At 71.4% G+C, this 13,100-nt stretch carries 14 protein-coding genes; 7 read left to right on the plus strand and 7 right to left on the minus strand.

Annotated features, from left to right (window positions below; genetic code table 11):
- Positions 1–60: 60 nt before the first annotated feature.
- On the minus strand, positions 61–897 hold the full coding sequence (locus Bequi_RS12515) for an ADP-ribosylglycohydrolase family protein (protein ID WP_249738273.1): 837 nt from the start codon (positions 895–897) through the stop codon (positions 61–63).
- 174 nt (positions 898–1,071) lie between these two features.
- On the opposite strand from Bequi_RS12515, the gene nagE reads away from it, so the two are divergent.
- Both nagE and Bequi_RS12525 read left to right on the plus strand, forming a co-directional pair.
- The gene (gene nagE, locus Bequi_RS12520; RefSeq protein ID WP_249738274.1) at positions 1,072–3,069 is read left to right on the plus strand and encodes an N-acetylglucosamine-specific PTS transporter subunit IIBC; all 1,998 of its coding nucleotides are present in this window, start codon (positions 1,072–1,074) and stop codon (positions 3,067–3,069) included.
- Positions 3,070–3,270: 201 nt separating this feature from the next.
- Positions 3,271–4,083: a sulfite exporter TauE/SafE family protein gene (locus Bequi_RS12525; RefSeq protein ID WP_249738275.1), complete on the plus strand. Its 813-nt coding sequence runs from the start codon at positions 3,271–3,273 to the stop codon at positions 4,081–4,083.
- Positions 4,084–4,197: 114 nt separating this feature from the next.
- On the opposite strand, the gene Bequi_RS12530 is transcribed toward Bequi_RS12525, so the two are convergent.
- Both Bequi_RS12530 and Bequi_RS12535 read right to left on the minus strand, forming a co-directional pair.
- Positions 4,198–5,058, minus strand: coding sequence for a PadR family transcriptional regulator (locus Bequi_RS12530; protein ID WP_249738276.1), 861 nt, complete (start codon positions 5,056–5,058; stop codon positions 4,198–4,200).
- A gap of 190 nt (positions 5,059–5,248) precedes the next feature.
- Positions 5,249–6,160: an NAD-dependent epimerase/dehydratase family protein gene (locus Bequi_RS12535; protein WP_249738277.1), complete on the minus strand. Its 912-nt coding sequence runs from the start codon at positions 6,158–6,160 to the stop codon at positions 5,249–5,251.
- Positions 6,161–6,299: 139 nt separating this feature from the next.
- On the opposite strand from Bequi_RS12535, the gene Bequi_RS12540 reads away from it, so the two are divergent.
- The 3 genes from Bequi_RS12540 to dhaL all read left to right on the plus strand — a co-directional run bounded on the left by Bequi_RS12540 (position 6,300) and on the right by dhaL (position 8,773).
- Positions 6,300–6,998, plus strand: coding sequence for a TetR/AcrR family transcriptional regulator (locus Bequi_RS12540; protein WP_249738278.1), 699 nt, complete (start codon positions 6,300–6,302; stop codon positions 6,996–6,998).
- A gap of 75 nt (positions 6,999–7,073) precedes the next feature.
- Positions 7,074–8,075, plus strand: coding sequence for a dihydroxyacetone kinase subunit DhaK (locus Bequi_RS12545; RefSeq protein ID WP_249738279.1), 1,002 nt, complete (start codon positions 7,074–7,076; stop codon positions 8,073–8,075).
- Positions 8,076–8,089: 14 nt separating this feature from the next.
- Complete coding sequence (gene dhaL / locus Bequi_RS12550; RefSeq protein ID WP_249738280.1) at positions 8,090–8,773, plus strand: dihydroxyacetone kinase subunit DhaL; 684 nt, start codon at positions 8,090–8,092, stop codon at positions 8,771–8,773.
- A gap of 24 nt (positions 8,774–8,797) precedes the next feature.
- Here the strand turns inward: dhaL and Bequi_RS12555 are convergent, their stop codons facing one another.
- The 4 genes from Bequi_RS12555 to Bequi_RS12570 all read right to left on the minus strand — a co-directional run bounded on the left by Bequi_RS12555 (position 8,798) and on the right by Bequi_RS12570 (position 11,638).
- Positions 8,798–9,088: a DUF1905 domain-containing protein gene (locus Bequi_RS12555; RefSeq protein WP_249738281.1), complete on the minus strand. Its 291-nt coding sequence runs from the start codon at positions 9,086–9,088 to the stop codon at positions 8,798–8,800.
- 54 nt (positions 9,089–9,142) lie between these two features.
- On the minus strand, positions 9,143–10,333 hold the full coding sequence (locus Bequi_RS12560; RefSeq protein ID WP_249738282.1) for a type II toxin-antitoxin system HipA family toxin: 1,191 nt from the start codon (positions 10,331–10,333) through the stop codon (positions 9,143–9,145).
- Positions 10,330–10,542 (minus strand): helix-turn-helix domain-containing protein, encoded by a 213-nt coding sequence (locus Bequi_RS12565; RefSeq protein WP_249738283.1) that lies wholly within the window; start codon positions 10,540–10,542, stop codon positions 10,330–10,332. Before Bequi_RS12565 ends, Bequi_RS12560 begins: the two co-directional genes overlap by 4 nt.
- A gap of 130 nt (positions 10,543–10,672) precedes the next feature.
- Entirely contained in the window at positions 10,673–11,638 is a 966-nt protein-coding gene (locus tag Bequi_RS12570) for a helix-turn-helix transcriptional regulator (RefSeq protein WP_249738284.1), read from the minus strand.
- A 109-nt stretch (positions 11,639–11,747) separates the two neighbouring features.
- Between Bequi_RS12570 and Bequi_RS12575 the strand changes: the two genes are divergently transcribed.
- The gene (locus Bequi_RS12575; protein ID WP_249738285.1) at positions 11,748–12,323 is read left to right on the plus strand and encodes a mycothiol transferase; all 576 of its coding nucleotides are present in this window, start codon (positions 11,748–11,750) and stop codon (positions 12,321–12,323) included.
- 154 nt (positions 12,324–12,477) lie between these two features.
- Positions 12,478–13,065, plus strand: coding sequence for a DinB family protein (locus Bequi_RS12580; protein ID WP_249738286.1), 588 nt, complete (start codon positions 12,478–12,480; stop codon positions 13,063–13,065).
- Positions 13,066–13,100 lie beyond the last annotated feature (35 nt).

Below are 13,100 nucleotides of genomic sequence, written 5' to 3' on the forward strand. Positions count from 1 at the left end.
CCGGCGCCGAGGCGCAGCCGCTTCGACGCTAGCCGAACCACCGTGCGCGGTTGTCTCCGTTCACTCTCTTGCCGCGCGCTCCAGCAGCTCCTGGCCGACGAGCTCGTCGAGCAGACCCCTCGGAGCGGCCATCGCCTCCCCGCCCGCGACCGCGCACAGCGCGCCGAACACCGCGGCGATCGAGTCGGTGTCTTCGCCGGCGGCATTGATCGCGGCGATGCCCTCCGTGAAAGAGGCGGCTTCGTGGAAGCGCTGGCGAGCGTGGATCAGCGTGTGCTCGCTGAAGCCCGACGGCGGAGTCTGCGCGAAGAGGGCGGGATCGACCGGCGGCACCGGTGCGCCGGCGCCCGCTGCAGAGAGGATGCCGAACAGCTCGGAGGCGTCGGCCGCGGCCTTGTCGCCGTTGTGCGTGGTGCGCACGAGAGCCTCGAGATGCTCCGCGCCCGCACCGGAGGCGTGCACGGCGATAGCGACCATGAGGCACGCGTTGCCCGAGGAGGTGCTCGGCTCGACCTGCTCCCCGCGGGCGATGCGGGAGATCGCATGGCTCGTCTGGTTGCCGACGTCCAAGCGTTGCCCCTGCGCGGTGAACGCCCCGTTCCTCCAGGCCAGGAGGTTCTCCCGGTAGGCGGGGACCGGATCCTCGGGGGAGCGGCGCAGGGCGTCGAGCACCATCAGGACGATCTGGGTGTCGTCCGTCCAGGTGCCGTAGTCCGCCTCGCCGCCGAGGATCCGGACCCGCGGCCGCTCCCCGCCCGGAGCGAAGGTGTCCAGCGGCAGCTCGCGACCAGGGTGCAGGCCGAGCTCATAGGGCGCGCCGAGCGCGTCGGCGGCGGCGACGGTGCGGACCAGGTCGAGACGGTGCTGATCGATCCGGTGCTGATCGAGACGGTTCATGGCGGCTCCTCGTGGTGTCGAGCGGTGCGTCAGGCGCTGCAGATGAGGGGACCCTACGGCGGGGCTCCGACATTCGAGGCCGCCGACCGGGCAGAGTGGCCTGCGGCCTGCAGGGATGTCTCCCCGTCGGCCGCGCATCCCCACCTCACCCGCCTCGAGAGGACCCCCACCCCCATGAAGTTCTTCCAACGACTCGGCAGGTCCCTGATGCTGCCGGTCGCCGTGCTGCCGGTCGCGGCGATCCTCAGCGGCATCGGCTACTGGATCATCAGCGCGACCGACAACCCCAGCAACGTGGCCGGGGTATTCTTCACGCTCGCCGGAGGCGCCCTGCTGGACAACCTCGCGCTGCTGTTCGCGATCGGCGTCTCCATCGGCATGGCCACGAAGCCCGACGGCACGTCGGCCCTCGCCGGCCTCGTCTCCTGGCTGACGGTCACGACGATCCTGAAGCCCGAGAGCGTCGCGAAGTTCCGCGGCATCGACGTCGAGGCCGTGAACCCCGCGTTCGGCAGCCTGCAGAACGTGTTCATCGGCATCCTGTGCGGGCTCATCGGCGCCTGGGCGTACGACCGCTTCAAGGACGTCCAGCTGCCCGATGCGCTGGCCTTCTTCTCGGGCCGACGCTCCGTCGCGATCGTCAGCGCAGGCATCTCGATCTTCGCGGCGCTCGCCCTGTTCGTGCTGTGGCCGCTGCTGTACACGGGCCTGGTGACCTTCGGCGAGTTCATCGTGACGCTCGGCCCCATCGGCGCGGGCATCTACGGCTTCCTGAACCGCCTGCTGATCCCGCTGGGCCTGCACCACGCCCTGAACTCGGTGTTCTGGTTCGACGTCGCGGGCATCAACGACCTCGGCAACTTCCTCAACAGCACCGGCACCCGCGGCGTCACCGGCCAGTACATGACCGGCTTCTTCCCGATCATGATGTTCGGCCTGCCGGGCGCCGCGCTTGCGATGTACACGACCGCGAAGAGCTCGCGCCGCAAGCTCGCCGCCGGCGTGCTGCTCTCCAGCGCCGTGGCCTCGTTCTTCGTGGGCGTCACCGAGCCCCTCGAGTTCTCCTTCATGTTCCTCGCGCCGGTGCTGTACGTCATCCACGCCCTGTTCACGGGCATCTCGCTGGCGATCAGCGCGATGCTGCCGGTGCGCATGGGCTTCGGCTTCTCGGGCGGCTTCATCGACCTGGTGCTGGGCTGGATGAACCCGATGGCCGTGAACCCGTGGGCGATCCCCGTGATGGGCGTCTTCTGGTTCGTCGTCTACTTCCTCGTGTTCCGCTTCATGATCCTGCGTTTCGATCTGAAGACCCCCGGGCGCACCGAGGAGGATCCGGGGGCCGACGAGGGCTCCGAGACTGCGGGCACCTCGGGCACCGCGGGTGCTGCGGCTGACGGCGCTGCCGACGGGGTCCCGGCGGACCGCTATGCGGCGACCGCCACCGCGTTCCTCGCAGCGCTCGGCGGCAAGGACAACGTCCTCGAGCTCGAGAACTGCGCGACGCGGCTGCGCATGCAGGTCGCCGATCCCTCGATCGTCGACGACGCGGCGCTCAAGCGCGCGGGAGCGGCGGGCACCATGAAGCCCGGCCGCGGGTCCGTGCAGGTCATCTACGGCCTGAACGTGCAGTTCGTGAAGGATGCGATGGAGCGGATCATCGACGGGGAGCTCGCTCCCGTCACGTCGGCCGCGCCGGCTGATCCGGAGCGCGCGCGCCATCGTGCGGCGCTCCCGGCCGACGGGGAGGCCCCCGCCTCCGCGGGCGGGCGCCACGTGCGCCTGCGCCAGCCGCTCGCCGGTGCCGTCGTGCCGCTGTCGGCCGTCCCCGATCCCACGTTCTCCGAGCAGCTCATGGGCCCGGGCGCGGCGATCGAGCCGACCGACGGCGAGGTCGTGGCGCCCGCCGCGGGCACCGTCCAGCACATCTTCCCCACGGGCCACGCGATCGCGCTCGTGCTGGAGGACGGCACCGAGCTGCTGATCCACGTCGGCCTGGACACCGTGGAGATGAAGGGGAAGGGGTTCACCGCGCTCGTCGAGAACGGTCAGCGCGTGCGCGCCGGAGAGCCGCTCATGCAGGTCGATCTGGACGCGATCCGCGCCGCCGGGCACGCGACGATCACCCCGATCATCGTGCTCAACGATGCCGACGCGGTGATCGAGCTGCTCTGACCCCAGGGCTGGACGCCGCACGTGCGGGCGGCAGCGGGCCGCACCTCCTGACCGGGGGTGCGGCCCGCTGCGCGTCGGGGGCGCGCGCATCGAACCCGAACGGGCGCTGGTGCGCGTCGGGGGCGGGGGCGGCGGGACTACGCTGAGCCCACCGTCGGCCCGCCCGGGTCCCTCGCACGCTCCGAGAAGGCCAGGTCGCGCATGCTCACCGAACTGCTGGACCGCCTGCCCGCGCTCGGCGGCACGGGCTGGGCGCTCGTGGTCGTCGCTGCGCTGATCGTCGGCTTCTCGAAGTCGGCGCTGCCGGGAGCGGGCACGATCGCCGCTGCGCTGTTCGCCCTCGTGCTGCCGGCGAAGGAGTCGACCGCCGCGCTGCTGCTCCTGCTGATCCTCGGAGACATGCTCGCGCTGCTGATGTATCGCCGCGAGGTCGACGTCAAGGCGCTCGTGCGGCTGATCCCGACGGTCCTGCTGGGCGTGGTGGCGGGAGCGGTGTTTCTGCGCTTCGCCGGCGGCGCTCTCGTGCAGGGCGCGATCGGCGTGATCCTGCTGGTGCTGCTCGGCTTCACCCTCGCGGGGCGCCGACGGAAGCGCAAGGAGGCGGAGGCTGGGGGCTCGGCGGGGCCGGAAGCCGCGGCGGGGCCGGGCCCGGGAATCGGATCGCGCCTCGCCTACGGCACCCTCGGCGGCTTCACCACGATGGTGGCGAACGCGGGCGGGCCCGTGATGTCGATGTACTTCTTCGCGATGGGCATGCCCGCGAAGACCTTCCTCGGCACTGCCGCCTGGTTCTTCGCGACGGTCAACATCCTGAAGATCCCCTTCTCGGCGAGCCTCGGCCTCTTCCAGCCGGCCTATCTGCTGATGGACCTCGTGCTCGCCCCGCTCGTCATCCTCGCGGCACTCATCGGCAGGCGGATCGTGGGCCGAGTGCCCCAGCGCGCCTTCGAGATCGCGGTGCTGACGCTGACGGTCGTCTCCGCGCTCGGGCTGATCGCGGGGGCGGTGGGGTAGGGCGGTCGCTCAGCGGCCGACCCTCTGAGATCGCCGCACGGAGGCCGACGCGCAGCCGCCGATGCTCAGAGGCAGGCGCGGCAGGGAAGCGGAAAGCTCCCCTGCCGGCAGTGCTCACGCATCCGAGTCGGATGCGGGGCCGTCTGGGGACTGCGGGGCCTCCGCTGCCGGCGCGGCCGAACCCTGCGCAGCATCCCCCGCGAGCACGCGGTAGATGCCGCGCTTCGCCTCGGCGAGGACCTCTGCGGCCTGGGCGAGCTGTGCGGGGGAGGCCGAACGGCCTGCCTCGCGCACCGCACCGGCGAGCTCGTGGAGAGCCTGGCGGATGTCGGGAGTGGCGGCGGCGTCGTCGGCCGAGGGGAACGGATCGGACCACGAGTCCTTGTTCCCCTCGACGTGGGCGCGGCCGGTCTCGGTGAGGGTGGCGAGCTTGCGGCCGCCGTCCTTCGTGACGTCCACGAGACCCTCGTCCTCGAGCTGCGAGAGCGTCGGGTAGATCGCGCCAGGGCTGGGAGCCCAGCGGCCGGAGGTGCGATCGGTGATGGTCTGCATGAGCTGGTAGCCGTGCATCGGCTCCTCGGCCAGCAGGATCAGGACCGCGGTGCGGACGTCCCCGCGGGTGCGTCGTCCCCGGCCGCGCCCGCGACCGCGGGGGCCGCCGAAACCGGGGCCGTCGAAGCCGCGGTCCTCGGGGCCATGGCCCTCGAATCCGCCTCGGTCGAAGCCCGGCTCGCCGAAGCCGCGGGCCTCAGGGCCGCCGTCGCCGTGGCGGGGGTCGAAGCCGTCCGGCCGACCTCCACGGGGGCCGCGGAAGGGGCCGCGTCCCTCGAAACCGCTGCCGGGGCCGCCGTCGGAACCCGGGAAGCCGCCGCGGTGGTCCTCGGAGCGGCCCCGGAACCCGCCGTGTCGGCCCCGGCGCTGTGCGCGGGGGTCGGGGGAGACGGTCTGATCAGGGATGTGGTGATGGTGTCGCATGGATGCGCTCCTTCGTCGTTCATTACGTGACATGATGACGATATATCGCGAGTGTGGATCGCGCAAGCCCTGCCCGATCGTCCTTGAACTCCCGAACCTGTGCCCGGGCCCAGGGGGCGGCGGGGCCAATAGGTCCCCTCGCCCCTCGTTCAGTCCTCTCATGAGGTTCGGCAAGCGCCGGTAGAGCAGCTCAGGATCGCTCGCGCCCGCCCCATCCCATCGCGTCCCAAGGTGTAGGTGCGAGACCGTGGACGGTGGTGAGCGCTCCTGGGTGGAGCCTCACCGGCCGTTCCCACAGGTAGAGCTGTCGATGGAGCGAGCGTGTGGTGGGGCTGAACGGAAAGAGGGGGACCAGGGCCCAGTCGGGGATGCGTCTGACGCGAGGCGACTCGCTCTCGTCGACGAACTGGGCGAGTGCTCGCAGGGAGATGGCGGGCGGCGTCGGAGCCAGGAGCACTGCATCCCCTGACGTGGTCAGCTGCTCGGCCCGCGCGGCGGACTCGGCCATGGCATGAGCGAGGTCGGGGATCCAGGTCATGGCGTGGGGGGTGTCGGGGTCTCCCAGCACCCACGCTGAGCGCCCGCTCGAGACGGGGTCGACTACGGTCGCGCGGGGGATCGAGCCCTTGGCCGTCGCGGTCGGCCCGAGGAGGTCGGAGGCGACGATCGACAGTGTCCTGGCTCCGTGCGCACGGCGTGCGTCGAGGAGTTCGGCTCGCACCTCCCCGAGGGGGGAGCAGGGTTGGACCGGATCTCCTTCATGGAGGTTCTCGGCGCCGCGTCCGAACGCGTAGACGGATTCGGGGAACACGACGGGGATCCCCGCCTCTGCGGCGGCGTCCATGACGGCGCGCTCTCGGTGAGGGAGCTCGCGACGCCATGAGCGGGGATCGTAGGCCGCATGGGCCGTATGGAAGATCGCGCTGGCGCCGCGTGCGAGCTCCGTCAGGAGCTGCCGATCGGCCGCGTCCCCTGCCACTGTGGACGTTCCCAGGACCGGATCGGCGGAGCGACGGAGGACGACGGTCTCGTGGCCACGTGAATGGAGCTCTGCGACGAGGCTCTGACCGATCTGACCGGCGCCGATGATGAGAGAACGCATGAAGACCCCTTTATGTGAGCACTGCTCTCGAAACTTGGGGCAACGGTAGCGAGGCGGCGACCGCAAAGCAAGAGCACCGCTCTCGAAGTGGCTGCCGGGGTCGGCGGGACCGCGCTCGGCGTGTGGGATGATCGCCCCTATGCCGTACGAGGAGCGCGAGAGCCAGGGGATCAGGGCTCGCCGACGGGCGGAGATGGAAGCAGGGATCCTGCGCCTCGGTCGCGAGCAGCTGGCCGATCGCGGGCCAGCCGCCCTCTCCCTGCGGCAGATCGCGCGCGACCTCGGCGTGGCCTCTTCGGCCGTCTACAGGTACGTGGCCGACCGCGACGCCCTCTTGACTCGACTGGTGGTCGACGCCTATTCGGAGCTCGCCGACCACGTCGAGTCCGCGCTCGCCGCGGACGGTACTGCTCCGGCGCGCAGGAGCCTCCTGGTCTTCGCCCATGCGATGAGGGAGTGGGGTCTTCGCGATCCGGCACGGTGGGCGCTGATCTACGGGACCCCGGTGCCTGGATATGCGGCTCCCGAAGATCAGACTCTGCGCCCGGGCACCCGGTTGATGGCTGTTCTCCTGCGCATCGTGGCCGATTCGGGATCCGCGCCGGCGGTGCCGGTGCCTACGGGTGCCTATGCAGATTTCCTCGACCTCGGCGCCCGGGACCTCGGAGTGGATGCCACCGCCTCCCAGGGGGCCTTCGTGGTGACCGCCTGGTCGATGCTCATCGGGACCATCAGCTCAGAGGTGTTCGGCCAGCTCGGCCCTGTGACCCGCGATGTGGGAGCCCAGGTCTTGGACCATGCCCTCGCGCTGCTGGAGCAGGGGCTCGAGGGGAGCTGAGAAGAGCTCTCTCCCCCTGTCGTTCGTCGGCCGCCCGTCGTAGTGTCGTGGCACACACCGTCGAAGGAGCCGCGCATGCGCCGTCAGATCGTCAACGACCCCGATCAGATCGTCCCCGAGGCGCTCGAGGGCCTCGTGCTGTCCCATCCCCAGCTGCTCGAGCTGAACGTCGAGCACCGCTACGTCACCCGCAAGAGCCGGGCGAGCGGGAAGGTCGGCCTGGTCTCGGGCGGCGGCTCCGGCCACGAGCCCCTGCATGCCGGATTCGTCGGCACCGGGATGCTGGATGTCGCCGTGGCCGGCGCGATCTTCGCGAGCCCCACCGCACTGCAGGTGCTCGAGGCGACCCAGGCCGCCGATTCCGGCCGCGGCGTCGTGCAGATCGTCAAGAACTACACCGGCGACGTCCTGAACTTCCGGATCGCCGGCGAGATCAGCGAGGACTCCTCCGTGCAGACCGAGATGGTGCTCGTGGACGACGATCTCGCCACCGACCTCGGCGAGGAATCCGCGGGCCCGGGCCGCCGCGGCACCGCCGCCACGGTGATCGTGGAGAAGATCTGCGGGGCCGCCGCCGAAGAGGGCGCTGACCTGCAGGAGGTCGCGGAGCTCGGCCGACGCGTCGCCTCCCGCGCCCGCACCATGAGCCTCGCCCTCCAGGCCGGCACGCACCCCGGGGACGACGAGCCCCAGTTCGAGCTGCCGGCCGACGAGGTCGAGTTCGGGGTCGGCATCCACGGGGAGCGCGGCCGCAGCCGCGAGAGCTTCCGCGACGCCGACGGCCTCACCGCCCTGCTGACCGACCCTCTCCTCGACGCGCTCGAGATGCCCCGCGGCACGGAGGTGCTCGCCATCGTCAACGGGCTCGGCAGCACCTATCCGATCGAGCTGCAGCTCGCCGCCCGGGCGCTGCACCACCGCCTCGCGGACCGCGGGCTCAGCCCGGCCCGCTGGCTCGTCGGCCCGTACGTGACGAGCCTGGACATGCACGGCTTCTCCATCACGCTGATGCCGCTGGACGACGAACTGACCCGCCTGTGGGATGCGCCCGTGCGCACCCCCGGACTGACCTGGTGAAAGGAAGAGCCCCCATGACCAGCACCGATACCTCCTCCAGCGCACTTCCCGCCGATTTCGGCGAGGCCTGGGTCGCGCAGATGCGCACCGCCCTCACCGCGGGCGCGGCGGCCCTCGGCGATCTCGACCGACGCGCCGGAGACGGCGACTTCGGCACCAACATCCGCACTGCCATGAAGCTGGTCGAGAAGAACCTCGACGAGGACTCGCCGTCCGGGTACTCCGCCACCCTGACCAGCTTCTACCGCGCCTGGCTCGGAGTCGGCGGTACGAGCGGCCCGCTGTTCGGCATGCTCTTCCGCGACCTCTCGAAGGCCGGGGAGGGGAGCGGGGCGCCGACGATCACCGAGTTCGCCGAGGCCCTCGCGAACGGGCTCGCCACCGTGCAGCGCTACGGAGAGGCCGAGGTGGGGGACAAGACCATGGTCGACGCCCTCGCTCCCGCAGCCGAGGCGCTGACCTCGGCCGCGCAGTCGGGGGATGACCCGGTGGCCGCGCTCGGCGCCGCGGTCGATGCGGCCCGGGGCGGTGCGGATGCCACGGCGGAGACGATCGCGCGCCGCGGTCGCGCGAGCTACGTGGGCGACGCTGCGAAGGGCGTGATGGACCCGGGGGCCGCGGCCGTGGTGCTGATCCTCGCCGCCGCGCGCTCCGCCGCCGGGGGCGAGGAGAGCGTGGAGACGGACTGGATCGGCTGAGCCTGGCGCCGATCTGAGGGCGGCTCAGCCGAGGTCGAGGTGCACCCGCACCTCGACCTCGTCTCCGATCTCCACGCCCTCGGCCCGCTGCACGGCGACCTTCACCGGCAGGAAGTACGTGCCCTCGCGCGGGAACAGCGAAGTGGTGAAGGCGGTCTCGCCGATCTGCGCCTGGACGGGGATGACGCCCCAGCCGTAGGTGAGGCGCGCCTTCACCTGGTCGATCGCGTCGGCCTCCTCGGGCGGGAGGGGAGCGAAGACGTACGGCGCGGGGCCGCGCCATTCGACGGCGGTCGCGCTGAAGATGAGGTCCATGCCGGGAGCGTAGCGAGCGCCGAGTCGGAGCGCCCGGGTCTCAATGCCCAGGTCTCAGTGCTCGAGCTCCGCGCGGCGACCACGGATCTCCCGGAGCGCGCCGTTGATCGGCGAACCCTCCAGAGGGATCTCGTGCAGGCCGACGGCCGCCGCCGCGCGCAGCGCGATCCCATCGGCCCGCCGCGCCGCGGCAGGGCGCAGGCCGATGAAGTCCGCGAGTTCCGCCCAATGGCGTGCGCGGATCCGTGATACCCGCCCTCCGACGGGCAGCGCCATGGTGAAGTCCCGGTAGACCGCGGTGCAGGCGACGTCGTAGAGGGGCGAGACCTCCCAGCGCCCGGGCTCGCGCTGGAGAATCGAGATGTTCGTGGCGTGCAGATCCCCATTGCCTGTCAGCCACGCGAACAGGAACTGCAAGTAGAGGTTGCGGGCCGCGATGACGGGCGCCGCACACTGCCCCGCAACTGCGCGAATGAGATCTTCCGTGGCCACGGAGTACTTGGCGGCCGGGAGGATCCCCAGCACTTGCCCCGCATCCTCCAGGGGCAGGCGCACGACTGCTCCGTTCTCCGTCACGCTCCGATCGAATCGCCTCACGATCAGTCCGGGCACGCCATGGCGGTCCTGGACCAGGCGGCTCTGGGCGACCGGCAGATTCAGGAGCCGTGCCGCACGCAGATGCATGCTCTCGTTCAGCGCCAGGAACGGGAGCTCGGCCGGCTCGATCTTCAGCAGGGCGCGCTCTTCTGATGTCGTCAGGGGAGCGGTCAGTCGAGAGGCGGACGCCTTCGCCTGGACACCGGGGATCGCATGGCGGTCGATCTCCGCTCCGATCTGGCGGAAGTCCAGGTCCGAGATGTCGCCGTCGGCCAAGGGGGAGGGCTCTGCTGCGTGCTGGCCTGCGGGCACGATCTGCACAGCACCGGGGGTGTCGGCGCCGACTGCGAGGAGGAGGGACAGCTCGTCATCCATCGAGGTCTTCACCTCGCGCCGCAGGAGGCTGAGACGCCTGCCTTCGGGCATGAGTCCCGCGAAGAACGGGGGCAGACCGCCGCCGGGAAGGCTCAGCGGCGGGCCGTGCGCCGGCAGTGTGGTCGCTACGGGAGGGCCTGCGTAGTCCGCCGTGTATCGGAAGGTCACTTCTCCTGCGGGGGAGCGGGTGAGCTCTCCGACGGGATTCCCATGGGCGAGGACATGAGCGCGGTCGACGAACCGAAGCTCTTCGAGAGGGGTCTGTCTGGTCATCGCGTCACGCTCACGTGCAGGCCCAATATCTCGAGCAGCCGCAGCACGGAGCCGACGGCCGGACTGGGGGATCCGTTCTCGATCTCCCGGACGGTCCGGTCCGACAGGCCCGCCAGCTCGCCGAGCTCTGTCTGCGTCAGGCGCGCCTCACGCCGTGCCGCCCGGATCGAGGCGCCGAGGGATTCGGGGACGGAGTGCGGTGCGGTCATGGCGGAAGGATCCTTCCGGTGAGGTGGCGGATTCACACATCCTGGCAGATCCGGAAGAAGAAGGGAAGGATTCTTCCGATTCTTGCCCGTCGTACGGATGCGGTGGTGCCGTGCGCCCGAATCGGAACGATCATCCCGTTCCCGCACCCACTCCGCGCGCCCGATCGAACCACTCCCCGAGCTCCGCGATGGCCTGGGTGAGCGCGGCCGGCTCGATCACCTCGACGGGCAGTCCGAGATGCGCGAGGTGCATCGCGACCCACCGCAGATCCGCCTCGGCCAGATGCAGGAGGCACGCGTCCTCGCCGTCGGCCTCGACGGTGCCCGCGGTCGGCGGGATCCGCGGACGCAGCTGTGCGGCAGGCACCGAGAAGCGCACGATCACCCTCCCCGCGCGCCCGCCGCGGGCCACGGCGGCGCGCACGTGGGCCTCGATGTCCGGGGTGGGCCGGGGCGCGAATCGGAAGGTGCTCGCTCGCGCCTCGTGCATCCGGTCCAGGCGGAACGTGCGCCAGTCCGCGCGCTCCAGATCCCAGGCGAACAGGTACCAGCGTCCCTCGATCGTCAGCACCCGGTACGGCTCCACGCGCCGGGTCGAGCGGTGCCCGTCGGCCCGCTCGTAGTCGAGCCGGGCTTCCACACCGTCGCGAACGGCACCCGCGAGGATTACGAGCGTCGGCCCGGGGATCCCGGCGCGGGCCGACGGGAGGACCTCCAGCGCCGTCGTCACCGCGGTCACCTCTGCCCGCGCGGCAGGAGGGAGCACCTGCTCCAGTGCGGTGAGAGCGCGCAGGGCCTGCTCGCCGAGACCATCGATGCTGGAAGCTGCCGCGAGGCGAAGGCCGACGGCGACCGCGGCGGCCTCGTCGGCCCCGAGCAGCAGCGGCGGCAGCGCGCGCCCGGCGCCGAGGCGGTACCCGCCCCCGCTGCCGTGCGCGGCGTGGACCGGGTAGCCCATGCGGCGCAGGCGCTCGACGTCCCGGCGCACGGAGCGCGCGGTGACGCCGAGCTGCACGGCGAGCTCCTCGCCGCTCCACACCGCGCGCGACTGCAGCAGGGAGAGCAGATGCAGGGTCCGCTCGGTCACGTCGCTCATGGCACGAAGTCTCCCGGATCCTGCGGACAGGATCTGACCGCTATGGCGCGCATGATGCTCGTGCCGGGCCGATAAGGCCCCCGCCCCACCAGAACAGCAGGAGGATCCCATGCCCTTCATGACCCCCGACGTGACCGACGAGCGCGACGGCCTCGCGACCTTCGCCGCCCAGCAGCTGCGCCAGATCGCCGCGACCCTGCACGGACTGGATCGCGAGCAGCTCGCCGCGGCCCCGAGCGCGTCGGCCATGACCCTCGGCGCGCTCACCCGCCACTGCCTGTGGGTCGCGCAGCGCAACGTCCTCGCCATCCATGCTGCACCCGGGTGCCCGGAAGGCCCCCAGCACACGCCCGCGCAGGTCGAGGCCGAGGGCACGATCCAGCCCGACGCGCTGCGCCCGGAAGACACCGCCGGCAGCCTGATCGAGGAGCTGCACTCCGCCGCAGACGAGCTCGATGCGGCGATCCGCGCCGCCGATCCAGACACCTCGGTGCCGATCCCCGAGGAGCCGTGGTTCTCCGGCTCCGAGCACTGGAACGTGCGCCGCTGCGCGCTGCACATGGTCGAGGAGTTCGCGCGCCATGCCGGGCACGCGGACGTGATCCGCGAGAGCATCGACGGCAAGGGCGCGTACGAGCTGAACGCGCTCGCCGACGGCGAGGAGTGGCCGCCGACGGGCTGGTGATCCGGCCCCTCGCCCGCACAGTCCTCGGTCGCAGGGCCGGTGACGTGCATCAGTGCACGTTACCGGCTCCTGGACCGATGTCTTTGCTGCCCGCCGCCGCCGAAAGCTGCCCGCCACCCGCCGCGCCCAGCCCGCCCCCACCAGAGGAGACCCCATGACCCGCACCCCACCTCCCTCCACCACGATCAGCGCCGTCCTGCTGGAGCAGATCGAGTTCCACTGGCGCGAGCAGGCGCGCCCGCACCTGGAAGGCCTCACGGACGAGGAGTACCTGTTCGACCCGACCTCGGGCGGCTCCGCGTGGACCCTCCACCCCCGCCGCGACGACCTGCCCCAGGAGCATCTGCAGGGCGGCAGCGGCGACCTCGTCATCGACTTCGTGTTCCCGGAGCCCTCGCCGCAGCCCTTCACCACGATCGCCTGGCGCCTCGGCCATGTCATCGTGGGCGTGCTCGCCCTGCGCAATCACTCGCACTTCGGCGGACCCGCTGCCGACTACATGACCTGGGATTACGCGTCCACGGCCGCGGGAGCGCTCGCGCAGCTCGACCGAGAGTACGAGCGCTGGATCGAGGGCGTGCGCGCGTGGTCGGAGGACGACCTGCTCGAGCGGGCGGGGGAGGCCGAGGGGCCGTGGGCTGACCTCACGCGCGCTGATCTGGTGGCCCACATCCACCGCGAGCTCATCCACCACTTGGCCGAGATCGCGCTGCTCCGGGATCTCTGGACGCACACGCGCTGACCGGGAGCGCCGCGCGCGCTGACGTCGCGATGGAC

Origin of the sequence: Brachybacterium equifaecis (assembly GCF_023509525.1) — a bacterium.
Lineage (GTDB): Bacteria > Actinomycetota > Actinomycetes > Actinomycetales > Dermabacteraceae > Brachybacterium > Brachybacterium equifaecis.

What these genes read in the sequence shown, in the direction of transcription:
- Bequi_RS12535 (WP_249738277.1), bottom strand. Translation starts at nt 6,160, where the DNA reads ATGCGTTCTCTCATCATCGGCGCCGGTCAGATCGGTCAGAGCCTCGTC.
- Bequi_RS12575 (WP_249738285.1), top strand. Translation starts at nt 11,748, where the DNA reads ATGCCCTTCATGACCCCCGACGTGACCGACGAGCGCGACGGCCTCGCG.
- Bequi_RS12525 (WP_249738275.1), top strand. Translation starts at nt 3,271, where the DNA reads ATGCTCACCGAACTGCTGGACCGCCTGCCCGCGCTCGGCGGCACGGGC.
- Bequi_RS12515 (WP_249738273.1), bottom strand. Translation starts at nt 897, where the DNA reads ATGAACCGTCTCGATCAGCACCGGATCGATCAGCACCGTCTCGACCTG.
- Bequi_RS12570 (WP_249738284.1), bottom strand. Translation starts at nt 11,638, where the DNA reads ATGAGCGACGTGACCGAGCGGACCCTGCATCTGCTCTCCCTGCTGCAG.
- Bequi_RS12560 (WP_249738282.1), bottom strand. Translation starts at nt 10,333, where the DNA reads ATGACCAGACAGACCCCTCTCGAAGAGCTTCGGTTCGTCGACCGCGCT.
- Bequi_RS12580 (WP_249738286.1), top strand. Translation starts at nt 12,478, where the DNA reads ATGACCCGCACCCCACCTCCCTCCACCACGATCAGCGCCGTCCTGCTG.
- Bequi_RS12555 (WP_249738281.1), bottom strand. Translation starts at nt 9,088, where the DNA reads ATGGACCTCATCTTCAGCGCGACCGCCGTCGAATGGCGCGGCCCCGCG.
- Bequi_RS12540 (WP_249738278.1), top strand. Translation starts at nt 6,300, where the DNA reads ATGCCGTACGAGGAGCGCGAGAGCCAGGGGATCAGGGCTCGCCGACGG.
- Bequi_RS12545 (WP_249738279.1), top strand. Translation starts at nt 7,074, where the DNA reads ATGCGCCGTCAGATCGTCAACGACCCCGATCAGATCGTCCCCGAGGCG.
- Bequi_RS12565 (WP_249738283.1), bottom strand. Translation starts at nt 10,542, where the DNA reads ATGACCGCACCGCACTCCGTCCCCGAATCCCTCGGCGCCTCGATCCGG.
- dhaL (WP_249738280.1), top strand. Translation starts at nt 8,090, where the DNA reads ATGACCAGCACCGATACCTCCTCCAGCGCACTTCCCGCCGATTTCGGC.
- nagE (WP_249738274.1), top strand. Translation starts at nt 1,072, where the DNA reads ATGAAGTTCTTCCAACGACTCGGCAGGTCCCTGATGCTGCCGGTCGCC.
- Bequi_RS12530 (WP_249738276.1), bottom strand. Translation starts at nt 5,058, where the DNA reads ATGCGACACCATCACCACATCCCTGATCAGACCGTCTCCCCCGACCCC.